Origin of the sequence: Candidatus Amarolinea dominans, assembly GCA_016719785.1 — a bacterium.
Taxonomy (GTDB): Bacteria; Chloroflexota; Anaerolineae; order SSC4; family Amarolineaceae; genus Amarolinea; species Amarolinea dominans.
In genome coordinates, this window is sequence record JADJYJ010000031.1 from 323,664 (window position 1) to 346,629 (window position 22,966).

At 62.0% G+C, this 22,966-nt stretch carries 18 protein-coding genes and 1 pseudogene; 13 read left to right on the plus strand and 6 right to left on the minus strand.

Translation table 11 applies throughout. The annotated features are described in order from the left end of the window. Window positions 1-14: 14 nt before the first annotated feature. From IPM84_25335 to IPM84_25355, 5 genes are all read left to right on the plus strand, one after another. Complete coding sequence (locus IPM84_25335; protein MBK9096018.1) at window positions 15-2,360, plus strand: xanthine dehydrogenase family protein molybdopterin-binding subunit; 2,346 nt, start codon at window positions 15-17, stop codon at window positions 2,358-2,360. Between the two features lie 181 nt (window positions 2,361-2,541). Then, window positions 2,542-3,183 carry a carbon monoxide dehydrogenase subunit G gene (locus IPM84_25340; GenBank protein ID MBK9096019.1) on the plus strand — a complete coding sequence of 214 codons (642 nt, stop codon included), beginning with the start codon at window positions 2,542-2,544 and terminating at the stop codon, window positions 3,181-3,183. Between the two features lie 202 nt (window positions 3,184-3,385). Beyond that, window positions 3,386-4,807: a xanthine permease gene (locus tag IPM84_25345; protein MBK9096020.1), complete on the plus strand. Its 1,422-nt coding sequence runs from the start codon at window positions 3,386-3,388 to the stop codon at window positions 4,805-4,807. A gap of 137 nt (window positions 4,808-4,944) precedes the next feature. Then, the gene (locus IPM84_25350; GenBank protein MBK9096021.1) at window positions 4,945-5,469 is read left to right on the plus strand and encodes a hypothetical protein; all 525 of its coding nucleotides are present in this window, start codon (window positions 4,945-4,947) and stop codon (window positions 5,467-5,469) included. A 12-nt stretch (window positions 5,470-5,481) separates the two neighbouring features. After that, complete coding sequence (locus IPM84_25355; GenBank protein MBK9096022.1) at window positions 5,482-7,446, plus strand: glycoside hydrolase family 3 C-terminal domain-containing protein; 1,965 nt, start codon at window positions 5,482-5,484, stop codon at window positions 7,444-7,446. A gap of 96 nt (window positions 7,447-7,542) precedes the next feature. Here the strand turns inward: IPM84_25355 and aspS are convergent, their stop codons facing one another. Together aspS and IPM84_25365 are read right to left on the minus strand one after the other, a co-directional pair. After that, window positions 7,543-8,916, minus strand: coding sequence for an aspartate--tRNA(Asn) ligase (aspS, locus tag IPM84_25360; protein ID MBK9096023.1), 1,374 nt, complete (start codon window positions 8,914-8,916; stop codon window positions 7,543-7,545). A 1,196-nt stretch (window positions 8,917-10,112) separates the two neighbouring features. Next, entirely contained in the window at window positions 10,113-10,988 is an 876-nt protein-coding gene (locus IPM84_25365; GenBank protein MBK9096024.1) for a CPBP family intramembrane metalloprotease, read from the minus strand. Window positions 10,989-12,363: 1,375 nt separating this feature from the next. On the opposite strand from IPM84_25365, the gene IPM84_25370 reads away from it, so the two are divergent. After that, window positions 12,364-13,347, plus strand: a complete 984-nt coding sequence (locus IPM84_25370; GenBank protein MBK9096025.1) for an integron integrase — start codon at window positions 12,364-12,366, stop codon at window positions 13,345-13,347. A 318-nt stretch (window positions 13,348-13,665) separates the two neighbouring features. On the opposite strand, the gene IPM84_25375 is transcribed toward IPM84_25370, so the two are convergent. From IPM84_25375 to IPM84_25385, 3 genes are all read right to left on the minus strand, one after another. After that, complete coding sequence (locus IPM84_25375; GenBank protein MBK9096026.1) at window positions 13,666-13,986, minus strand: hypothetical protein; 321 nt, start codon at window positions 13,984-13,986, stop codon at window positions 13,666-13,668. Window positions 13,987-14,134: 148 nt separating this feature from the next. Beyond that, window positions 14,135-14,485 carry a type II toxin-antitoxin system HicB family antitoxin gene (locus IPM84_25380; protein MBK9096027.1) on the minus strand — a complete coding sequence of 117 codons (351 nt, stop codon included), beginning with the start codon at window positions 14,483-14,485 and terminating at the stop codon, window positions 14,135-14,137. Then, the gene (locus tag IPM84_25385) at window positions 14,482-14,736 is read right to left on the minus strand and encodes a type II toxin-antitoxin system HicA family toxin (GenBank protein MBK9096028.1); all 255 of its coding nucleotides are present in this window, start codon (window positions 14,734-14,736) and stop codon (window positions 14,482-14,484) included. Before IPM84_25385 ends, IPM84_25380 begins: the two co-directional genes overlap by 4 nt. Before the next feature lie 423 nt (window positions 14,737-15,159). Here IPM84_25385 and IPM84_25390 point away from each other — a divergent pair, with 423 nt between their 5' ends. From IPM84_25390 to IPM84_25410, 5 genes are all read left to right on the plus strand, one after another. Next, window positions 15,160-15,747: a hypothetical protein gene (locus tag IPM84_25390; protein MBK9096029.1), complete on the plus strand. Its 588-nt coding sequence runs from the start codon at window positions 15,160-15,162 to the stop codon at window positions 15,745-15,747. A gap of 14 nt (window positions 15,748-15,761) precedes the next feature. Then, window positions 15,762-16,019, plus strand: coding sequence for a hypothetical protein (locus IPM84_25395; protein ID MBK9096030.1), 258 nt, complete (start codon window positions 15,762-15,764; stop codon window positions 16,017-16,019). Window positions 16,020-16,145: 126 nt separating this feature from the next. Continuing rightward, on the plus strand, window positions 16,146-18,005 hold the full coding sequence (locus tag IPM84_25400; protein MBK9096031.1) for a right-handed parallel beta-helix repeat-containing protein: 1,860 nt from the start codon (window positions 16,146-16,148) through the stop codon (window positions 18,003-18,005). Continuing rightward, on the plus strand, window positions 18,002-19,003 hold the full coding sequence (locus IPM84_25405; protein MBK9096032.1) for a hypothetical protein: 1,002 nt from the start codon (window positions 18,002-18,004) through the stop codon (window positions 19,001-19,003). The genes IPM84_25400 and IPM84_25405 overlap by 4 nt, the downstream gene beginning before the upstream one ends. Continuing rightward, window positions 19,000-19,389: a hypothetical protein gene (locus tag IPM84_25410; protein ID MBK9096033.1), complete on the plus strand. Its 390-nt coding sequence runs from the start codon at window positions 19,000-19,002 to the stop codon at window positions 19,387-19,389. Before IPM84_25405 ends, IPM84_25410 begins: the two co-directional genes overlap by 4 nt. Before the next feature lie 137 nt (window positions 19,390-19,526). Here IPM84_25410 and IPM84_25415 read toward each other — a convergent pair whose 3' ends face one another. Then, a complete protein-coding gene (locus IPM84_25415; protein ID MBK9096034.1) occupies window positions 19,527-19,703 on the minus strand; it encodes a hypothetical protein in 177 nt (58 codons plus the stop codon). Between the two features lie 279 nt (window positions 19,704-19,982). On the opposite strand from IPM84_25415, the pseudogene IPM84_25420 reads away from it, so the two are divergent. Further along, a pseudogene (locus IPM84_25420) lies at window positions 19,983-21,214 on the plus strand (MFS transporter). Between the two features lie 1,071 nt (window positions 21,215-22,285). Then, window positions 22,286-22,609: a hypothetical protein gene (locus IPM84_25425; protein ID MBK9096035.1), complete on the plus strand. Its 324-nt coding sequence runs from the start codon at window positions 22,286-22,288 to the stop codon at window positions 22,607-22,609. Window positions 22,610-22,966 lie beyond the last annotated feature (357 nt).

The window sequence follows — 22,966 nt, forward strand, 5'->3', positions numbered from 1 at the left end:
CGGAGTCAATCGCCATGAGCAACCAATACATCGGCCAGCGCATTCGGCGCAACGAAGACCCCCGCCTGCTGACGGGGCAGGCCCTCTTCGTTGACGACGTTCAGATGCCGGGCATGCTGCACGCCGCTTTCTTGCGCAGCGACTACGCGCACGCCCGCCTACGCAGCATTGATGTCAGCGCGGCGCGCGCCCATCCCGGCGTGGTCGCGGTTTACACTGCGGAAGACATGGGCGACTTCTGGCGCCCCGGCCCGCTGCTCGTTCCCGCGCCCCATTCCATCCCCGGCCTGATTTTCAACAAGCGCACCCAGATTCCCCTGGTCAGGGACAAGGCGCGCCACGTGGGCGAACCGTTGGCCGTCGTCATCGCGGACAGCCGTTACACAGCCGAAGATGCCCTGGCGGACATCCTGCTGGACATGGACCCGCTGGATGCCGTGACCGACCTGGAGCAGGCGCTGAAGCCAGGCTCAGCGCTTGTGCATGATGATCTGCCGTCCAACCTGGCCGCGCACGTGGTGCAGCACAAGGGCCATTACGCGGAGGCCCGCGCCCGCGCCGACGTGGTGGTGCGCCGGCGCATCTCGATTGATCGCGGCGCGGCCGCGGCGCTGGAGAATCGCGGCTATGTCGCCTGGTGGGACCCCAAGATGCAGCAGTTGACGATGTGGGCCACCACCCAGGCGCCCATCGCCTTGCGCAACGTCATGGCCGGCATGCTCGGCCTTTCCGAAACTGACGTGCGCGTGATCGCGCCCTTTGTCGGCGGCGGCTTCGGCCCCAAAATCATGCTCGCCCAGCCCGAAGAGGTGCTGCTCTGTTGGGCCACGCGCAAACTCGGCCGGCCCATCAAGTGGATCGAAGACCGCGCCGAGAATTTCGTCTGCACCACCCAGGAACGCAGCCAACTGCACGATGTCGAGATCGCGCTGACTCGCGACGGCAAAATTGTGGGGCTGCAGGATGTTTTTCTGCACGACACCGGCGCCTATGATCCGTATGCACTGACCGTGCCGCTGAACACGCAAACGCACACCATGGGGCCGTACAACATCCCCAACTTCCACACCGAATACCGAGTCGTTTTTACCAACAAGATGATCGTCACCCCCGTGCGCGGCGCCGGCCGGCCACAGGGCGTGTTCATCATGGAGCGCATCATGGACGCCGCGGCGCGTGCGCTGCACATGGACCCCACCGAGCTGCGCCGCATCAACATGATCCCGCCGGACGCGTTCCCCTTTCACCAAACGATCATTGGTCAGGACTTCACCGAGCAGATCTACGACAGCGCCAATTTCCCGGCCACGCTGCAGATGGCGAAAGAGATGATCGGCTACGACCAGTTTGTGCGCACAGAACAGCCGCGGCTGCGCAGTCAAGGCAAGCACGTCGGCATTGGCATTGCCTGCTTCACCGAAAGCGGCGGCGTGGGGCCTTACGAAGGCGCGCGCATCACCGTGGCCAGCAGCGGCAAGATCAACCTGGCGACGGGCGTCGGCACCCAGGGGCAGGGACATTTCACATCCTTTGCGCAAGTGGCCGCCGAACACCTGGGGGTTAGTCCGCAGGATGTGCATGTCGTCACCGGGGATACCGCCCAGTTCCAGTGGGGCACCGGCACCTTTGCCAGCCGCGGCGCGGTGGTGGCCGGCAACGCGGTCAACGCGGCGGCCCTCGCAGTGCGCGGCAAAATCCTGAAGCTGGCAAGCAAGCTGCTCAACACGCCCGAAGAGGAGTTGGAACTAGCGGACGGCCAGGTGCGCGTGGCTGATCTGCCTGAGCAGACCATCAGCCTGGCCGAGCTGGCCTTCAAGGCCAACCCCATGCGCGGCTCAGTCGAACCGGGCACCGAGCCTGGCCTCGAATCTACCCAATACTTTGGCCCTCAATACGGCGCGACCGCCAGCGGCACCGTCGCAATGATCGTTGAAGTGGATCTGGAAACCATGCTGGTTCAGATTCAGCGCTTCGTCATCGCTCACGATTGCGGCACCGTTCTCAACCCCCTGATTGTGGACGGCCAGATTCATGGCGGTGTCTCCATGGGCATCGGTCAATCCTTCTACGAGCAGTTGATGTTCAACGAGGGCGGGCAACTTCTGAACGGATCCCTGGCCGACTACCTGCTGCCCAACGCCCTGGACATGCCGGCCAGGATCGAGATCGGACACCTGAACACGCCATCGCCCCTCAACCCGATGGGATCGAAAGGCGTGGGCGAAGCGGGCGCCATCCCCACACCGTCGGCCTTCGTGAGCGCCGTCGAAAACGCCCTGGGCCATCTCGGCATTGAGATCATGGAATCTCCCCTTAGCCCCAACCGGATCTTTGAGTTGGTGCAACCCAAGAGAACGTAAGCGTTCAGTTGGTCCTCACCCCCCGGCCCCCTCTCCCGACGACAGCAGTTCCGTCGTCGGGAGAGGGGGTAGGGGGTGAGGGCCTGAACGCTTACCCCAAGAGAACGTAAGCCCGCGGTGGCCCTTGCCTGTGCAAGGCAGGCGCCGGCCGCACCATCTACCGAGGAGATTGGTACGATTTATGAAGCTCGAAGGTGAATACCTGTTCAACGGCCCGCGTGACGACGTGTGGAAGCTAATTCGTGACCCCGATGTGCTTGCAACCGCCTTGCCAGGCACGCAAAGCCTGACCAGGTTGAGCGACACCGAATTCGAAGGCGCCATGAACCTCCACATCGGCCCCGTCACCGGCGTCTTCTCGGGCAAAGTCCTTGTCTCCGATGAAGTTCCCCCCGAAAGCCTCACCCTGACCGCCGAAGGCAAAGGCAGCCAGGGCTTCGGCAAAGGCGTGGGTCGCGTGCAGTTGCAGTCGCAGGAAGGCAACAAAACCCTGATGACCTACGAGGGCGACATCCTCGTCGGTGGCAAACTTGCCAGCGTCGGCCAGCGCAACATCGAGACCGTGAGCAAGAGCCTGGTCAAGCAAGGCCTGGCCGCGCTCGACAAAGCCCTCGAAGCCCGCGTCGCCGCCTCAGCGGGCGAGGCGGTTGCGTATACGCCACCTAGCGAGACCGAGTTTGCCATCGCCGTGGCCAAGGATGTCGCCGGCGACCTCAAGGAGCGTGCCCTCGCCAGCCCCTACGGTCGCACCCTGATCTATGCAGTTCCGCTCATCGCCGTGCTCATCATCCTGGTGTTCATCCTGTCGAGATGCGCCGCGTGACGCCGAATCAAGTCAACCCCCAGAAAGCGAGGTGAATTCCACAAGACCATCGTGCGCCGCTCGTGCAGTCGTCACCCACGGGAGGCAGCAAACCGGGCAGGCGCTGAGCGCCAGGTGAAGTCCCCACGAAAGGTCCGTATTTCGCACAATCGTTCGCATCATCAGTTCGTACAAGGGTTCTCAATCAGAAAGGAAGGATGCAATGGCAGCGAAAACCAAACCCCAAGTCATGGGCTATCTACCGAACGATACCCCCCCATTCGGTCAAATGGTCCTGCTTGGCCTGCAGCACGTACTCACCATGTTCCCCGCCACCGTGCTGGCCGCGATTTTGATGAAATTCCCCGTCAGCACCGTGCTCACCATCACCGGCCTGGGCACGGTCATCACCCTGATTGTTAGCAAATTGGCCCTGGGCACCTACATCCCGCTCTACTACGGCTCCAGCTTCAGCTACATCACCGCGGTTGCTGGCATCATGGCGGCCCTGGGCGTCAGCTCAGAGACCGCGGTCGCCCCGCCAGAGGCCATCTCCGTCGTCACCGCCGGTTTCATCGCCACCGCGATCATCAACGTGGTGGTAGGCTTCATCATCCGCGCCTCCGGCGGTAAGCAGGCTTTGGACAAGGTTCTGCCCGCCATCATCACCGGCCCCGTTGCCTGCACCATCGGCATCGGCCTGGGCGCGGCCGCGCTGACCATGTCCAGCGGCACCTGCTGCGGCATTGCTGATCCTGGGACGCAGATCAAATGGTGGACGGCCGCCATCGTCACCCTACTCGCCGCTTACATCTTCTCGGTCTATCTGCAAGGCAAGGGTTTCATCGGCATGCTGCCCATCTTGCTGGCGGCGGTCGTCGGCTACCTGGTTGCCATTCCCCTGGGCCTGGTCAACTGGGCCGGCTTCGGTCAGGAAGCCCTGCTGCGCGCGCCGGTCATCACCCTGCCGCGCTTCAACGACCCGCTGACGCTCACCGCTATCGTAGGCATCGGCATCATGGCCATCGCGACCATTCCAGAGTCCACCGCGCACCTGTATCAGATCAGCCTGTATGTGGATCACCTGGCCGAAGAGCAGGGACGCAAGAAATATGCCCTGGCCGAGTACATCGGCTTCAACCTGATGCTCGATGGTCTGGACGACTTCATCAACGGCTTGTTCGGCTCCACAGCCGGCACCAACTATGGCGAAAACAACTCGCTGATGGTCATCACCCGCAACTACGCCGGCCCGGCCTTGCTGACAGCCGGCGTCATTGCCATGATTCTGGGCTTCATCGGCCCGCTGGCCGAAGCCATTTCCAGCATCCCCACCGCGGTCTCCGGCGGTCTGGCCATCTACCTGTTTGGCGTCATCGGCATGCAAGGTATTGCGCTGATGATGGCCGAGAAGGTCAATCTGTATGATCCTCGGCAGCTCGCGATCGGCGCGATCATCCTGATCGTGGGCATCGGTGGCAACATCGGCTTCCCCAACGGTTTCCTGCCTATTCCGCTGCTGACCGGAATCTTCCCCAATGGTTGGCCGGCCATCGCCACGGGCGCCATGCTCGGCATTCTGTTCAACCTGATCACCCTCGTCTTCAAGCCCCCTGCAGAACGTGCTGACATTCTGCACAAATAGTAGGGGCATGGCCTTGCGCCTGCCCGCGTGAGCGACCGCAAGGGTGCGCTACACATTGAGAAAATACGGATGAACGATGTGCGACGCCGGGCGCCAGCGCAGCCGCCGGGCGTCGCACATCACTCGAACAACCACCCATGATCCTTGATTTCACCTTCGCCGCGAACCGGCAGACCATTCACATCACAGCCCCGCAGGTTGACCTCGCGTTGCAGGTGCGCAACCTTGTGGGGTACCACCTGGCCAGCAAACAAATCATCTCGATCGGCGATACGTCCGCAGAGATGAAAGCCAACGCGCCCGCATTTTGGGAAAAGAACCACGCCAAGATCACGTTTCTGCACCCTTTCGACTTCACGGAAAAACACCCCGACACCGGCGCCTACGAGCCGCTCATCGCAGCCCGCCTCGTGCAGTGGTATGCCGACCACGCCTTCCGCCGCATAGATCGTCGCAGCTTCAAGCGCATGCTGCTCAGCCCCTGGGTGGATCGCGTGGACTACCACCTGGAACTGGCCGACTTCGACGCGCTCCCGCCCGCGACCCGCCAGCAGTTCGTCCGCCATCTGAAAAAGCTACTGGTGGCCGCGCGCCACGTGCAGATCAATGGCGCAACCGTCATCGGCAAGCCGCCCGCCGCCAAATCAAATCAAATGAAATAATAATGAAATAAAATGAAATCGAAACATTGGCCGATCAGCCGGCTCCTGCTGATGGTTGTTTTACTGGCGGCCTGCCAGCCCACGCCAACTCCTCCCTCCACAATTGCGCCATCTCCAACGACCGCTGCGGACGCAATTCCCCTCTACAAGGATGCCGGGCGCCCGCCCGCCGCACGGGCGCAAGACCTGCTGTCGCGCATGACCCTGGCTGAAAAAATCGGTCAGATGACGCAGGTGGAAAAGGATAGCATCAAGCCGGAAGACATCACGGCTAAGTTCATCGGCTCCTTGCTCAGCGGCGGCGGCGGCTCGCCGTCGCCCAACACGCCGGCCGCCTGGTACGACATGGTGGCCAAGTTTCAGACGCGTGCGCTGCAAACACGCCTGGGCATCCCGCTCATCTACGGCGTGGACGCGGTGCATGGTCACAACAACGTGGCCGGCGCGACCATTTTCCCGCACAACATCGGCCTGGGCGCCACGCGTGATGCGGACCTGGTGCAGCGCATTGGCCGTGCTACGGCCGAGGAGATGACCGCCACCGGCATCCGCTGGAATTTTGCGCCGGTCGTGGCTGCGCCACAGGATATCCGCTGGGGTCGCACTTATGAGGGGTACAGCGAGAACACCGACCTGGTCGTTTCATTAGGAACAGCCCTTGTGCGCGGCCTGCAAGGCGATAACCTGGCCGCGGCGCCGGCCGTGCTGGCCACGCCCAAGCACTTCATCGGCGATGGCGCCACCACCTGGGGCACCTCCAGGACCGAGCAATACAAGCTCGATCAGGGCGACACGCAGATGGACGAAGCCACCCTGCGGGCGCGCTTCCTGCCGCCTTACCAGGCCGCGGTGGACGCCGGCGCGCTGAGCATCATGGCCTCGTTCAGCAGTTGGAACGGCGTCAAGATGCATGCCCAGAAATATCTGCTCAGCGATGTGCTCAAAGGCGAGTTGGGATTCACGGGTTTCATCGTCTCTGACTGGGGCGCGATTGATCAGATCGCAACCGATTACAGGCAGGCCGTCGTCGCGGCTATCAACGCCGGTGTGGACATGAACATGGTGCCGCAGCAGTATGACCGCTTCATCACCACGCTGACCCAGGCGGTGGAGAGCGGCGCAGTTCCCATGACGCGCATTGACGATGCCGTGCGGCGCATCCTGATCGTCAAGTTCGCACTGGGGTTGTTCGAAAACCCGCTGCCGCCCGATCCGAACGCGGGCGCCGTCGGTTCTGAGGCGCATCGGGTGCTGGCGCGTGAGGCCGTGCGCAAATCGCTGGTGCTGCTCAAGAATGACAACGCCGCGCTGCCGCTGGCCAAAGACACGCCGCTGATCTTCGTGGCCGGGCAGGCCGCCAACGACATCGGGACGCAGTGCGGCGGCTGGACCATCACCTGGCAGGGCAGCGATGGCGCCATCACCACCGGCGTCACCCTCCTGGACGGTATCCGGGCCACGGTCAGCCCCGCCTCGCAGGTGCAGTTCAACCGCTTTGGCAAGTTCGATGCCGTCACAGGCGCGGACGGCAAGCCGGCCATCGCCGATGTGGGCATTGTCGTGCTGGCAGAGGCGCCCTATGCCGAAGGTGTGGGTGACCGCGCCGACCTCAGGCTGAGCGAGGCCGACGCAGGGCTGCTCGAGCGGGTGCGCGGTCAAAGCCGCAAGCTGGTGGTCATCCTTCTCTCAGGGCGACCGCTGGTGATCACCGAACACCTGGCGGCCAGCGATGCCTTTGTAGCCGCGTGGCTGCCCGGTACTGAAGGTCAGGGCGTGGCCGACGTGCTTTTTGGCGATTTCCCCTTCGAGGGCAAGACGCCATTCTCCTGGCCGCGCAGCAACGAGCAAATCCCCTTCGATTTCGCCAACCTGCCAGCCGCCGGCTGCGCCGCGCCGCTCTTCCCCTTTGGCTACGGTCTGGATGCCAGCGCTGGCGGCCCTCTCATCTTGCCGGAGTGCCCGACGCCCACTAATTGAACTTCTGGACCAGGATTTCCTGCCACGAATGACACGAATTTACACGAAAACAAAAAATAATTCGTGTCAATTCGTGCAATTCGTGGCAAAAAAGTCTTACGGCGTGAGGCGGCCGAGGTCGCGCGGGAAGAGGGTGGCCAGGCGGATGTTGTCCAGGCCGAGCAGTTGCATCAGGAAGCGTTCCAGGCCGATAGCAAAGCCGCCGTGCGGCGGCATGCCGTACTTGAACACCTCCAGGTACGCCTCGAACGCGGTCAGATCGCTGATGCCGTGCTGCGCCAGCGCGGCGACATAATCCGCATAGCGGTGCAGGCGCTGACCGCCCGTCACCAGCTCTGTACCGCGAAACAGCAGGTCGAAGCTGTTGGAGAAGGCCGGATCGGCCAGGTTCGGATGGGTGTAGAACGGCCGCTTGCCCATCGGGTAACCGGTGACGAACAGGAAGTCGCTGCCCAACGTCTGCAGCGCCCATTGGCCCAACCAACGCTCATGCGCCGGCGCCAGGTCCGGCTCGTCGCGGCAATCTTCGCCCGTGGCCTGATAGATCATCTCCTGCGCGGCCGGGAAATAGACCCAGGGAATGTGGGCCACGATGCCCCCGGTGCCCGCGGCCGCCAGCGGCGAGATGGCGTCGGGCGCCGCGAACGCGGGCATCTTCACTCGCAGTTGCGCCAGTTCCACAGCCTGCGCATGGGTCAAATGCTGCAGGATGCCCTGAATGACCGCGGCCAACATCTCCATCACGTCGAAGTGATTCTCGATGAAGCCGAACTCCACGTCGAGGCTGACATATTCATTGATGTGCCGCGTCGTGTCGTGCGGCTCCGCGCGGAAGACAGGGCCAACCTCGAAGACGCGCTCGAAAATGCCGACCATCGTCTGCTTGTAGAACTGCGGGCTTTGCGCCAGGTACGCGGCGCGGCCAAAATAGTCAACCTTGAAGACATTGGCGCCGCTCTCCGTGGCTGACGCGACCAACTTGGGCGTTTGCACCTCGGTGAAGCCCAGGCCGGTCAGGGTGGCGCGGAAGCCGGCCATGATGCCCGCACTCAGTCGAAACAGCGCCCATTTGTTGGGGTGACGCAGCCCTACCACACCGTGATCGAGGAAGGTGCTGAGGGTTGCTTTGACTTCCTTCTTGTTGATCTCGAACGGCGGCGGCTCTGTCACCGCGGTGATGATGCGCACCTGGCAATCGTGTAGCTCGCAGCCGCCGGGCGCCTGCGCTTCCAGCGTCACGACCCCCGTCAGCTCCACCACGCTGCCTTCCACACAGCCGGCCAGCGGCGCCAATTGCTCCGGCGTCAACACCGCCTGGAACAGGCCGAAGCCGTCACGCAGGACCAGAAAGTTGATGGCGCCAATCTGGCGCAGGCGATGCACCCAGCCGCACAGGCGCACCCGTTGACCCACAGCGCGCCCGGCTTCGTTCGTGCGTACGCGCGGCGGCGCGGATATCACGGTTTCCATTGACATTTCTTCTCCTGACTTGAAAAAGCGCCGAACTTGTTCGGCACTCCCGGTCCGCTGGCATTTTCATCCACTCACGGATTCATGACCGCAGGCAGTTTCCCACTCGCCATCGTTTCGTCTCTGGATTCTACCAACCGCAACTGCTTGCGGGGCAACTTTCCCGCCAATATCTCGCCGTCTTCAATGCCGATAGTTCAACTATACCACAGGTGATTGTCCTGGCCTAAACGAAATATGGGTTATGCGGCGGCAAACAAGACAGCATCACACTTTTCGTAACGGCCGAGCCGCCGCATAACCCGGCGCCAGCGACTTCCTGGCGCCACTTGAACTGAGCCGTCCGGAAGATAAGCGATTCTTGGCAGCGCCGTTTTGAGGAGAAGCAGTGTTCAGGGCCGCATTCTGATCACCACCAATTTCTGCTTCAACGGCTGCTATCGGGGGGCGATATTCAGTTCGGCCCGTAACTGTTCGATAGTAATGACCTTTTCTTTCCGCGCACTTTAGCGGGCGCGTGCGATGCGCGCCTGAAATTGCGGATGGCGCAACAAGGCTTCTGCCCACCGAATCCCGTCCGCTCAGGCCCGACTCTTCCTACTCGTAAGCTTCTCAAATCGTATTCTGGGCGAAGCTCATCTTCCATTTTGTTGTCAACCTTGACACCATCTCGACCTGGTTCGCCTAACGGCAAGCGTCAGCCGCCGGGGCCGCCAACATCGTCAATCAGCTCAGATCCTCCCCGGTCGGCTGCACGGAATGTTGGGCAGCGGCCCCCCCGAACACGATCTGACCGGACGAGCCTGGCCGAACCAGCGACCCCTTCCATTCCAACCGCCTGCCCGTGAACGGCCGTCGCAGGACCGTCCAACGCCAACCGGTCTCCAATCTCCGGTCTCAGGACAGAGATCAGAGATCCGAGATCAGAGATCAGGTGTGTGGAAGACGAGAGTTCTCCGGTCTCTGGTCTCCAATCTCCGGTCTCCAATCTTCGGTCTCCGACAGACCCGCCCAACGGTAAGTGTAAGCTGCGGCTGCGCCGCGCTCAACCTACAATCCGGCGAACTACTCCTGGCGCAGCCGTCAGCTTGACACAGGGTTAGGCCCCCGCCCTGCCCCACGACCCGCAACGAGACCTGCCGCCCATGATGGCGACCATGCTCGCCCACCCGTATCAAGATGTTTCTTGGCAGGCGCTACAATCCGTGGCGGTTGTCCAAACTCAACCCTCCACGCGTGAGTCGCTGTGCCCCGCAAGTAGCGATTACTACGGCGGCTACCCCCCAATTGAGCGCCACATCCACCAGCGGATGCACCGCTGTGGATGCGAGAAACAACCCCGTCACAGCGATTGAGGCGTGAAACAAGAGCGCCAACCACAAGCTACCCTTCGTGTGATTATACACCCACGTGAACAGAATCGTGGTAGCCACCAGTGCCAACATCGCCCAGCCCAAGAATGTTTCGTGCATGGGATGGCCTTTGGTCAGCCAGAGTGGCAAATGCCAAATACTCCAGAGTCCGCCGAGAAGTAAACTGGCTCGCAAACTACTGCGGTGCGCTTGCAGGCGTGGTAACGCATAGCCACGCCAGCCGGGTTCTTCACCCATCGAGCTACCGATGAGCAACTGTTGCAGAAAGATGACCGGCAGAAAAGCAAGCACTGGCGCCGACTGCATGACTTCCTGTGGCATGGGATAAAGCTGGAGGAATGGCGGTTGGGCGAAGTTGGGGGCTGGACTACCCAACAGCATCGCAATGCCAGTTTTCGTCAGTGACAGAATGGCAGGCCACAGCAGCACAAACAAATACCCCTGGAAGCCCACGCGCCAAGTTGTCAGGCGGTCGAGCAAACGCTTGAAGCCAGTGCGACCATCGTAAAGGGCAGTGACAATGAGGGTGGCGAAAAATGGTCCGAATGCGCCAAGTAGACCGCTTACCGTTGAGTTGATGCGTAACGGAATAAGGTTGTACGAGGCCAACGCGTCGGGAATCCAGAATGTCCACGAAATACCGAAGGCCAGTACAAAAAAGACAACGAGAGAACGCGGCTTAGGCGTGTCGGTAAGCATGGATTTCACCTTGTGGTTTCTACTTGAAGTCGGTAGGTGCTTCCGCCATGCACACTGTCACATTGAACAGCCTAATAAGTGGTTCAGCCGCCGGGGCCGCCAACACCGTCAACCGGCCCAGATCCTCCCCGGTCGGTGTACGGAATGTTGGGCAGCGGTCCCCCGAGCACGACCTGACCGGACGAGCCTGGCCGAACCAGCGGCCCCTTCCATTCCAACCGCCTGCCCGTAAACGGCCGTCGAAGGGCCGTCCAACGCCAACCGGTCTCCAATCTCAGGACAGAGATCAGGTGTGTGGAAGGCAAGAGTTCTCCGGTCTCCGGTCTCCGGTCTCCAGCAGACCCGCCCAACGCCAACCGTCAGCCGCCGGGGCCGCCAACATCGTCAACCGGCCCAGATCCTCCCCGGTCGGCTGCACGGAATGTTGGGCAGCGCCGCCACCAGCAGAGCCTGACCGGGCGAACCTGGGCAAACCAGCGAACTATTTCAACCGCCTGTCTGTGGACGCCCCCGCAGCAGACCCGCCCAACGCCAACCGTCAGCCGCCGGGGCCGCCAACACCGTCAACCGGCCCAGATCCTCCCCGGTCGGCTGCACGGAATGTTGGGCAGCGGTGCCACCAGCACGACCTGACCGGACGAGCCTGGGCGAACCAGCGAACCATTCCAACCGCCTGCCTATGGACGCCCCCGCCGAAGCTCCGCCTCTCATCCTCTCCTCCTCTCCCCTTCTCCTCCTCTCTCGCACACCCGCCCAACGCCAACCGTCAGCCGCCGGGGCCGCCAACATCGTCAACCGACCCAGATCCTCCCCGGTCGGCTGCACGGAATGTTGGGCAGCGGCCCCCCGAACACGACCTGACCGGACCGGCCTGGGAAAACAGCGACCCCCTCCACTCCAACCGCCTGCCTGTGGACGCCCCCGCAGCAGCCGCCCAACGCCAACCGTCAGCCGCCGGGGCCGCCAACATCGTCAACCGGCCCAGATCCTCCCCGGTCGGCTGCACGGAATGTTGGGCAGCGCTGCCGCCAGCAGAGCCTGACCGGACGAGCCTGGGCAAACCAGCGACCCCTTCCATTCCAGCCGACTGTCCGTGAACGGCCGTCGAAGGGTTGCCCAACGCCAACCGGTCTCTGGTCTCCGGTCGCCAACCCGGCCCCGCCGCGCCCCCCCCCCCCCCCCCTCCATTCCCCCCCCCCAGCCTCCCGCCAACCGGCTCAATCTCCGGCCTCCGGCAGACCCGCCCAACTACTTATTCAATCTCAAAATTGAGACGTTGCGGACGAAATGACTCAAATTTGAGTTATCACTCGCCCTACGGTATACTTAACATCTCATCGTCGTACTGCTCTTCTGAACCTGGGGGTGCCCTCCTATGACTGAACCCAAACTGCTCGATCAGGCGCGCCACATCATGCGCATCAAACATTACTCGTACCGCACCGAACAGACCTACATCCACTGGATGACCCGCTTCATCCTCTTCAACAAGAGGCCCGACGGCGTCATTCCCCATCCCCGTGACCTGGGCGCCGCCGAGGTCGAAGCCTTCCTCTCTCACCTCGCTGTCGAAGGTCACGTCGCGGCCAGCACCCAAAACGTAGCCATGCAGGCCGTCCTCTTCCTCTATCACCAGGTGCTGCACATCGAACTGACCGGCATCAACGCCCTGCGCGCCCGCCAGGATAAACGTCTGCCCGTCGTTCTCACCAGGGCCGAGGTCCAACGCGTCCTCGAACACATCCATGACCCCACCGCCCGTCTGCAGGCGAAACTCCTCTACGGCGCCGGAATGCGCTTGCTCGAATGTCTGCGCCTGCGCGTCAAGGACATTGACTTCGGCCAACACCACATCGTCTTGCGCGACACCAAAGGCAACGAAGACCGCGTCACCCTGCTGCCAGAGCAGCTCATCCCGCTCTTACACGAGCATCTGCGCCATATCCAGTCCCTTCACCAGGCCGATCTCAAGGCAGGCTTTGGCGCCGTCTATCTACCCGATGCCCTCGAACGCAAATACCCGAACGCCAGCAAAGAGTGGGCCTGGCAGTACGTCTTCCCGGCTTCCAAGCGGAGCGTTGACCCTCGCAGCGGCCAGACCCGCCGCCACCATGCCGATGATTCCACGCTGCAGCGCGCCGTGCGCGAAGCCGTCAAGGCCAGCGGCATCGCCAAACTGGCCAGTTGCCACACCTTCCGCCATTCCTTCGCCACCCACCTCCTCGAAGGAGGCTACGACATTCGTACGGTGCAGGAACTCCTCGGCCACAAAGACGTGAAAACCACCATGATCTACACTCATGTCCTCAACAAAGGCCCTCTCGGCGTCCGCAGTCCACTCGATTCACCGTCAACATGACAACATCCCCCGCTGAGGCTTGACCTATTCATCTACCCGCGCCAGCGACGCGGTTCATCATTCTATGGAATCAGACTCTGACAGCTCAGCACTTGCGTAGCAAATCGTTCAGGGAGACCCACCGGTCCCGCCAGGCGCGGAACCCTTCATGGCACTGTCACTAAATGCAGTATACAACCCTTCTGCGCCCCTGTCAACATCTATCAACAACCGGCCTGCGCAGCTTTCGATCCACCCGACTACCTGACGTCTGACGTCAGTTGTCGCTCTTGCTGCGCTCGCGTGAAGCGCCGCGGATGCAAGGCCCACACTGGCCTGTTACAGTCTGCGCGATTTGGCAACAGCCTCGCCTTTGACAGGCCCGACTGGCGCCAAGGCAATCAAAGAACGTAGGGCGGTATTTACGGCGTTAGAGTTCGGAAAATACTGGCGCACATCCGGGTCTATCATAACCGCACCGTCTTCCAGTGTGAAGTACCGAATGCTTACCGTTCCATCGGCTCTGTAAATCCTGACCGTATGCCCTTGCCGGTAGGCGCGATAATACTTGCCACGCACGCCTTTCTTGTCACTGAAGTCGTATTCGGGCAGCATATCGGGCTCTTCTGCCCTTACTTGTTCAGTCTTCTCCTTGTTCATAGGTTCTCCGCTCCGAAGTCGTCGCTTTTCGGCAACTAATAATACGAATAATCAAAGTTTCTTCGGTGACTTCGCCCTCAGTGTGAATGACGAGTAAAACCTTACTTCGTCACACAAGACAAATGAGCGCCGTTTGATGCAGCCTTCGTCAGGCGTAAATGCGCTCCCGTACATCTACCTCAGCCGCACGAGCAAGAACCTCAGCTACCCATTTGCCCACATCGCGCCCTGACTTCTCAGCGGCCAGAACAACCTTGCGATGTTGCTCCGGAGACAAACGGACGGTAAACCAACCCGAAAAAGGCCGATCAGGTTCCTCCCCACGTTCGGCACAAAATGCCAAATAATCCTCTATCGATTCCTCGAAGGCCGGACGCAACTCCTCTACGGATTTCCCTTGAAACGTGACGACATCTCGAATGTTTATAACTTCCCCATGAAATATGTTCGCCTCATCATCAAACTCAACATGAGAAAGATACCCTTTGTATTCCATCATGGCCTTACTCCTGCTTCGGTCAGAAAACGGCGCATGGAGACCACGGCTCCCTTATCGGTTTCCTTTTGCGGATGAGGGCGATGAAACACGGCGCGGGCGCCATACAAAGCAATACGTATTCTGGAACCTCGTCCCTCGCTGATCTCGGCCCCGCAGGCAATCAATAAGCTTTCGATGTCGTCCCAGGGGATATTGGCGCGGACTGGATCCTCGAAGACAGCTTGCAGTGTTCTCCGATGTTTTGATTTCATCTGACAGGTCAGCACTTGCGTAGCAAATCGTCCAGGGAACACCACGTCGTCCCGCCAGGTGCGGACCGCTTCGTGGCCCTGTCACTGCTCTCAGTATACGCCCACCCCCTTGCAATTGTCAAATGACGTTTTCCGCCCTTCCGCCCTTGAGTGGCTCTTGTCTTCTCGCCCATTTGGAGTACAATAGAGGGCATGAGGGCTACGCCCTCGTGCCCTTACAGGCGGTCGCGCACCACTACGGGTAGGGACTCGTCACGGGAAGTCCCAAAGACCTTGTGCGTTGAAATGGCGTGTACGCCCCAGCAGTTGGGACGATTCAAGGGCGGCGGAGGGATGCCGTTACACGGCTTCTTATTGTGCTACTACATGTAATGGCACGCCGTTATTCCCGATAAGGTCTAATCATGGCCAAGGGTGACGAGCATGATCTCATTGGAACAGGAAGTCAAAGCCTATTTCCGCAGCCAGAACATGGCCTTCGAGGACAATTGCAGGTCCTTTTCCCGTCTGGACTTCGCGTTTGGCAACCGCCAGCAGGGCCGACGTTTCTTCTTCGATGCCAAAGAGAAACGCCAGCCGCTCAACATGCAGAACTGGCCGGTTTCGACCGTGCCCCAGGAGCATCTCTTTGTTCTGGATGATCTGGCCGCGCGTAAAGTGCTGGCCTACGCGCCCCAGTCTGGCCTGGTCATCCGCGATAACCTGCGCCAATCGTACCACCTGCTGACCGTGGTTGACCTCTTCCTGATGCCCAAGCAGCGCGTCAACCGCCCGATCGAAAACGAAGTGCAGGTCATGAAGGGCAAATGGCTGCTCGATCTGCGCAGCAGTTTCACCAGCGCGGGCCTGGATGGCATTGTGGCCCGTGTCAACACCTACCTGGACCAGCACGACGCCATCTTTTTCAAGCAACTGGCCTGCTACGGCCACTATGCGGGCGAAGAGGTCCACGACCAGGGGACGATACGCCGGCCAGGGCATTGGGAAATTGACATCAGCGCCACGCGCTGAGCAGGAGGTTGGTGGTGAATCGTTCTGGCTTGATTCTGCACCCTCGACGGATGCTTGTGCTGACGAGCGCGCTAGTCGCGCTGGCACTGCTTGGACTGGCCGTGGCTGCCGGCGCCTCAACCCGCAGCAACCTCCCCGCCAACAGCCCCATCAGCGTCAACACGCTGGATGACGGGGCCGATACGAACGCGAACGACTGTCTGTGCGCCACCGACGATAATCTCTGCTCGCTGCGCCGCGCTGCAAACGGCCAATGCCTGCCCTGGCGCTGACCTGATCCAGTTTGCCATCAGCGGCACGATTGCGCCCTATTACTCCTGCCGGCGCTGAGCGACAGCAGCGGCGGCGTCACGATTGATGGCTACAGCGCGCCCGGCGCCAGCCCCAACACGGCCCCGTTGACCGGTACGTTCAACGCCAGCGTGACGGTGGCGCTGGATGGTCGCGATCTTGCCTTCGACGGCCTGACCGTCACCAGCCACCACAACGTGGTGCGGGGGCTGGCGATCTACGGCTTCGATGCCAACGTGGGCGCGCCCTACTACAACGGCATTGTCATCGCCGGCGGTCGCGAAAACCTCATCGCCGGCAATTTCCTGGGCCTGGCAGCCGATGGCAGTCATGTCTCCAGTTTTCAACGCGCGGGCGTCAACGTGCGCGCGCTCGCCAAGCAAAATGTGATTGGCGGCACGCTGCCCGCGGACCGCAATGTCATCAGCGGCAACCGCTTTGCCGGCGTGCGCATCGAGGGCAACCTGGCGCTGACCAACACCGTACAGGGCAACCTGATCGGCCCGGCGTTGGATGGCGCGTCGGTGCTGACCGACAGCCAGCAACTGTACGGAGTTCACCTCACCAATATCGCCTATGACAACCTGGTGCTTGACAACGTCATCTCCGGCAACAGCGTGGCGGGCGTGGTGCTTTCGGACAGCGCGGGCGGCAACCTGGTGCGAGGCAACATCATCGGGCCAGCCGCCGGCGGAGAGGCGCTCCTGGCCGGCAGTGTCCAGAGCGACGGCGTGTGGATCAACACCAGCGCCAGTAATAACCTGGTGCAGGCCAATCTGATCAGCGGTAACCGCGCCAACGGCGTGCGCATCACCGGCAGCGGCGCCTTTCGGAACCGGGTGTGGGCCAACACGATCGGGCCGGCCGCGGCCGGAGGTCCCCTGCCCGGCAGCGTCCAGGCAGTGGGCGTGCGTCTGAGCGATGGCGCGACCAGCAATGAGATTGGCAGCGGCGCAGATGCAGCGGCGTCCAATCGCATCGCCTACCACACCCTGACCGCGGTAACCATCGAGGGCAACAGTCCCTACAACCGGGTGCGGCGCAATAATCTGGCGGATAATGGCCCTTCTCTGTTGCCGCCGGCCGCGCCCGGGCTTGATTTGGGCGCGGATGGCATCACGCCCGATGACCCCGGCGATGGCGATAGCGGCCCCAATAGCCTGCAGAACCGGCCGCTCATCGGCAACATCAGCGCGCTCATCAACCAGATACAGCTCGATATCTTCGTGGACAGCAGCCCAGAGCACACGCAATATCCGCTGATGATTGATTTCTATCGGGCCGAGGCCAGCGCTGTGCTGGGCCAGGTGGCCGCGGGTCAGGCATGGGTGGGCAGCCTGCTCTATGAGAGTACCCAGACCACGATCACGCAGCGTTTCCCGGCCGCCGTCATTCCCAATGACACCGACCTCATCGTGGCGACGGTGACCGATGCCTCTGGCAACACCAGCGAATTCAGTCAGGCCACCGCGCTCAGTCAGAACGCATTTGCGGTCACCAACCTGGGCGACAGCGCCGATGCCAACGTGGGCGATTGTCTGTGCGCCACGACGGACGCCGGCTGCACCCTGCGCGCTGCGCTGGAGGAGGCCAACGCCTGCTCAGGACCACATGCCATTGGCTTCCTGGTCGCGGGCGTCATCGTCCTCACCTCCCCGCTGCCGGCCTTGACCGACCCGCGGGCCTGTGGATTGACGGCACGACCGCCGGGCGCCCGTGTCAACACGGCCGCGCTCTCCAGCCCCATCGACGCGCTGCTCACGATCACGCTGAGCGGAAACGACCAACTGCCTGACGGACTGATCCTGGCCAGTGACAACAATCGCATCAACGGGCTTGTCCTCACGCAGTTCACCAACCAGGGCGTCATCATCCAGGGCAGCGCCAATCTGTTGACCGGCAACTTCATCGGCGTGGCGGCCAACGGCATCAGCGGCGCCGCAGCAGCAAGTGGGCATCGCCATTGAGAACGGCGCGGCCGACAACCAGATCGGCGGGACGATGCCCGGCCGACCGCAACCTGATCAGCAGCAACCTCAGCGCCGGTATCATCATCACCGGCGCCGGCAGCGACCGCAACATCATCATCGGTAACAGCATTGGCCCCAGCGCAAGCGGCAGCATCCTGCCCGATGGTCAGGAGCAGCAGATTGGCGTGTGGATTGGCGACGGCGCGCAGGAGAATCGCATTGGCGTGACTGCCAGCCTGGATGCTGCGTCACAACTGACAGGCAGCAGCAACCTGATCAGCGGTAATCGGCAGGCCGGCATCTATCTCGGACCGGGGTCGAGCCGGACCCAGGTGATGAACAACACGATTGGGCCGGCGGCCAGCGGTCAGAGCATCATCTTTGGCAGCGCGCAGGCCGATGGGATCGTGATCGAAGGGGCGAGCGATAACCAGGTGGGGCGTTTGGGCCAGGCTAACCAGGTCAGCGGTAACGATCAGGCCGGGGTGCGCATCACGGGCGCGACAGCCAGCCACAATCTCATTTTGGCTAACCTGATTGGGCCGGCCAGAAGCGGCACGACGCCGCTCACCGGCAGTCAACAGCAGCATGGGATCGTCATCGAAGAGGGCGCGCACGACAACCAGGTTGGCGACACCGCGGGCAGTCTGATCATCTGGCCGGGCAACGTTGTGCGCTTCAACAGCCAGGAAGGCATCGTCGTGACCGGCGAGGAGACGCTCGGCAACCGGCTGTCGGGCAACATCGTGGTCAATGGGCCTGGTCGCGCCATTGACCTGGGCGGCGATGGTCTCACGCCCAATGATGAGGGCGATCCCGACCTGGGGCCAAATCGGCGGCAGAATTACCCATCCATCGCGACGGTGCTGTTCACTGACCCTGATCCCGGCGTACTGGCGCAGTATGAGCCGATATTGATCAGCTACCGGGAGATTCGGCGGTCATTTACGCCTCCCTACCCGATCACGGTCGAGTTCTACCGGGCGATAGCATGACTTCCGGGCAGGCGCTGTCCTACCTGGGCGCCACCAGCTACACGTTCAATGTCGCGCAAAACATCACCAGTGTGCTCTTGGAGCCGGTGCAGGCAGCGAATCTTTGGTGGCCCATGGTGGCGACGGCAACCGACCGCAATGGCAATACCAGCGAGCTATCGGATCCCTTCTGCCCCGGCGCTTACCAGGATGTTGACCGCTCCGGCAGCGTGGATATTGTGGACATCATGCTGGTTGCGCATCTCATCGGACGTTCGGCATATTCGTACGACGCGAACTGCGATGGTTTCCTGGACGTGACGGACACGGCCACACTGGTGACGGCATGGCAGTCTTGCCTGGCCGCCAACACGCCGCCCGATCAGGCGCCTGTCGCCTGCCGCTGAGGGTCTTACAATAGGGTGTGCAGTTCGTGCAGGCGTTTTTGCACGCCCTGGTAGAGGTCGTAGAAGATACTCCATTCGACGGCATCAATGTCCGCCCAATTCACTGGTGCGAAAGCGGCTGTAGAAATCGGCCGAGGTCATGTAGTAGCGCTGTCGTATTGTTCCAGTTTTTGTCGTAGACGCCGCAACTCGGCCTCGGTGTTGTCCGCTTCGGTGGCAATCACCTGCTGGATTGCACGGTCAATAAAGGCGCTCTGAATCCCTGCGCGTAGAGGTTCTGCAATCCTTGCAGTAAGCGCTGGTTGATGAATCACTCATGCTATCTTCCTCATGATGGCGGCCCAGGCGCCATTGGCTGTAGCGAGTGGCTGTCATTGTATCACAAAGCGTCCCATTGTGAAACAGGATGGCTACCCCCACAATTGACCCATTGCCTGTCACCGTGTACAATACGCACCCGTTGCCCATGATTCGTTGCCCATACTGCATCGGTTTTGATGAACCTGGCATCTGAGGATCGCCCTGGATGACGCCGGGCATCCACCACGCCTGAACAGATTCCGTCGAAAGTCCGTGAGACAGAAGGAGCCCCCATGAACGACAAGCGTGAGATTCGCGCCTGGTATTTTTACGATTAGGCCAATTCGGCCTTTTCCACCACCGTTGTCACCGTCTTCTTGGGCGCGTGTTGACCTCCATCACCAGGGCAGCCGCAGACGCCAATGGCTTTGTCTACCCTCTCGGCATCAGTAGGCTCGGCTCCTTCTTCCCTACATGGTTTCTCTTTCCGTCCTATTACAGGTCGTTTTTCTGCCCATTCTTCGCGCCATCGCCGACTACTCGCATCTGAAAAAGCAGATGCTCACCCTCTTGCCTACATCGGCGCCATCGCCACGATGTGCGTATTTTCTGCAAGGCAGCAACTACCTCCTGGGCGGCCTGCTCTTTCTGATCAGTAACCCGGGCTTTGGCGCTTCCATCGTTTTCTATAACGCCTACTTGCCGGGAATTGCCAGCGCCGACCGCCGCGAAATGTCTCGGCCCATGGGCCTTGCCACCAGCTACCTCGGCGGCGGTCTGCTCCCGGCCCTCAATCTGGTCACCGTTTCCAAAGGCCGCAGACTTCGGTCTGGATACCGCGATGGCGGTGCGCAGCCCTGCTGTCGGCCGGCGCATGGGGGCGCTCTTTACCCTGATTCCCATCCGCATGCTGAAGCGTGGCCGCGGCGCCGCTTACCCGCCGGCGAACGTTACGACCGCCGGTTTCAAGCAACTGCGCGCCCCCTGACCAGGCTCCTGCTATCCGCAAACCATGCTCTTCCTGATCGCTTATCTGCTCTGCAACGACGGTATCCAGACCGTCATCGCCCTCATCCCAGTTCGGGCAGGAAGAATTGAAACTGTCCATTGATACCTGACGCGGTCATTCTGATGGTGCAGTTCATCGCCTTTTTGGCGCGGCCATCTTCGGCCGCATTTCCCCTATGTGGGCCTGGCGCGCTATCTTTGGCAACCTCGTCATCTGGACAGGCGTCGTCATCTACACCTACGCGTGCTCAAGGCCGAAGATGCCGCCGGCTTTTTGCGGTCGCGCCGTCATCGCGGTGGTTCTTGGCGGCAGCCAGGTCCTCAGTCGCTCGCTCTTCTCCCACGCGATCCCATCCGGCCAGGAGGCCGAATACTTCAACCTCTACGAGGTCAGACGCACGCGGCACCTGTTGGCTCGGCCCGCTCCTGTTTGGCACTCAGCCTGCAATTTACCGGCAGCTACCGCATTGCCATTCTGTCGCTGATCGTCTTCTTTGTGGCCGACATGCTCCTCCTACCGGTCCCGTGGCCCAGGCCATCCGTGAGGCAGGCAATGGTACCGGCGCACCTCTGGGATGACAAAACCCTTGCATTGAATCACCGCGCCGGGGCGTTGGGCGCCCTGGCGCTGACTTTGGCCCAATCCTGCTCACTCCAGACGCCTTTCGCCCTCCCCTGGTTGACGCCTTCGCGTCGAGACGGCCCATCTCCTGGCCTATGGCCTGCTGGCCGCCGCCAGCTCCTGTTGCCCTGGCGGCCGCGCGCCGAACCGCGCGCGCCTGCCTGGCCTGAACCGCCGCGCCCGCCGCACCTCGGCCTGGCTTCACCTGGCCGCGTTGAGCCTGGCCCTGGCCTGCTGGGCTACCTGGCCGGCCTGGCGCTCTATCTCAGCGACGAGAGCCTGGCAGTGCGCGCCTTGTGGCTGTTCGGGGGTCCGCTCCTGTTCCTCGCCTCCTATCTGCCCATGCGCGCACGCCCGGACCGCCTCGCCGCCCTGCCGTCTGACACCTGGTGGGAATGGGCCTTCGGCCCTCATGGCGGCCGCGGCCTTTGCCCTGCGTGCCCGCTACCTGACCGCCATCCCCGGCAACATTGACGGCGACATCACCGTCGTCGGGCGTGAAGCCCTCGCCTTGATCGGCCAGCCGCGCCTGGATCGGCATCAGCGCTCTTCAGTTCCCAGTTCTTCTACGCTGCTCTCCGCCCTCTCGCGCCTGTTCCGGACGGGACCTCTACGGGCTAGTCCTCGGCTCCCGTGCTCATCGGTACCGCACCATTCCTGCCATCTTCTGGCTGGGGCGTGGCTGGCCGATCGCCGCGTCGGGCTGTTGGCTACCGCCCTGCTGACCATCAGCTACCCACAACCACCTGAGCTGCATCGTCATCCCCAGCGCGCCCCTGCTCATCGTCCGCTGCTCTGCGCCTGCCTCTTAGCGGCTTGCGTACGGGCCCCGACGTCTGGTTTTGCGCTGGCCGGCATCCTGTTCCAGCCTCAGCCCGCTGGTCTATTACGGCGCGCGCGTCACTTTAGTCGCCTCCGCTGCTGTTTCTGTGGCTGCTGATCTGGCAGCGCCACAGATCAGCGCCAGTGGCTTGTCACCTGGCTGGCCCTTGTCTTTACGCCCTGCCGGCCTTTGGCCCCATGCTGGGCTATGCCCTACGTCAGTTCGACGTAATCATGGGCCGCACCGGGACCGTCACCCTCACCAACCCCATCGTCTACGAACATCTGCTCAACAAATACGGCGTCTCCACCCTGCCGGCCCTGCTCCGTGCGCCAGATCAAACGCACTTCTCACCTTTCACCTCTGCAGCGACACCAGCCCGCAGTTTGCCTTTCCCGGCCCATGCTCGGCTGGCTGACCGCCGCGCTGCGACGCTGGGCCTGGGCCTGGCGCTCGCGTCTGCGTGATGCGCGCTCCTTCCTGCTCATGACTTGGTTCGCGGCCAGCTGGTCTGGGCGGCGTTCTCCACTAATGACCCGCCCAATCCAGGTTCACCTGGGCATCGTCCTGCCCGCAGTCGTCATCCTGGCCCGCGCAGGCAAGCGTTTACCTGTGGAGCCTCTGTGGCGCGGCCGCTCGATCCGTATGGCCGCCTTGCGCTGGCCGCGCTGCTGGTCATTGCGCTGGCCGCGGTCGGCGTCAACAACTGGCGGACACCGCAACCTGGTCCGTGACCAGTGTCCAGCCGCGCACCAGCATGGCTCGCTTCATCAGCCGCCTCCCCGGCGACACCCAGGTTCTGCTGGTGCAGAGCCTTTCTCCTG

Bases quoted from the DNA above. Each gene is read 5' to 3' on its own strand.
- IPM84_25335 (MBK9096018.1), top strand. From the start codon at position 15: ATGAGCAACCAATACATCGGCCAGCGCATTCGGCGCAACGAAGACCCC.
- IPM84_25340 (MBK9096019.1), top strand. From the start codon at position 2,542: ATGAAGCTCGAAGGTGAATACCTGTTCAACGGCCCGCGTGACGACGTG.
- IPM84_25345 (MBK9096020.1), top strand. From the start codon at position 3,386: ATGGCAGCGAAAACCAAACCCCAAGTCATGGGCTATCTACCGAACGAT.
- IPM84_25350 (MBK9096021.1), top strand. From the start codon at position 4,945: ATGATCCTTGATTTCACCTTCGCCGCGAACCGGCAGACCATTCACATC.
- IPM84_25355 (MBK9096022.1), top strand. From the start codon at position 5,482: ATGAAATCGAAACATTGGCCGATCAGCCGGCTCCTGCTGATGGTTGTT.
- aspS (MBK9096023.1), bottom strand. From the start codon at position 8,916: ATGGAAACCGTGATATCCGCGCCGCCGCGCGTACGCACGAACGAAGCC.
- IPM84_25365 (MBK9096024.1), bottom strand. From the start codon at position 10,988: ATGCTTACCGACACGCCTAAGCCGCGTTCTCTCGTTGTCTTTTTTGTA.
- IPM84_25370 (MBK9096025.1), top strand. From the start codon at position 12,364: ATGACTGAACCCAAACTGCTCGATCAGGCGCGCCACATCATGCGCATC.
- IPM84_25375 (MBK9096026.1), bottom strand. From the start codon at position 13,986: ATGAACAAGGAGAAGACTGAACAAGTAAGGGCAGAAGAGCCCGATATG.
- IPM84_25380 (MBK9096027.1), bottom strand. From the start codon at position 14,485: ATGATGGAATACAAAGGGTATCTTTCTCATGTTGAGTTTGATGATGAG.
- IPM84_25385 (MBK9096028.1), bottom strand. From the start codon at position 14,736: ATGAAATCAAAACATCGGAGAACACTGCAAGCTGTCTTCGAGGATCCA.
- IPM84_25390 (MBK9096029.1), top strand. From the start codon at position 15,160: ATGATCTCATTGGAACAGGAAGTCAAAGCCTATTTCCGCAGCCAGAAC.
- IPM84_25410 (MBK9096033.1), top strand. From the start codon at position 19,000: ATGACTTCCGGGCAGGCGCTGTCCTACCTGGGCGCCACCAGCTACACG.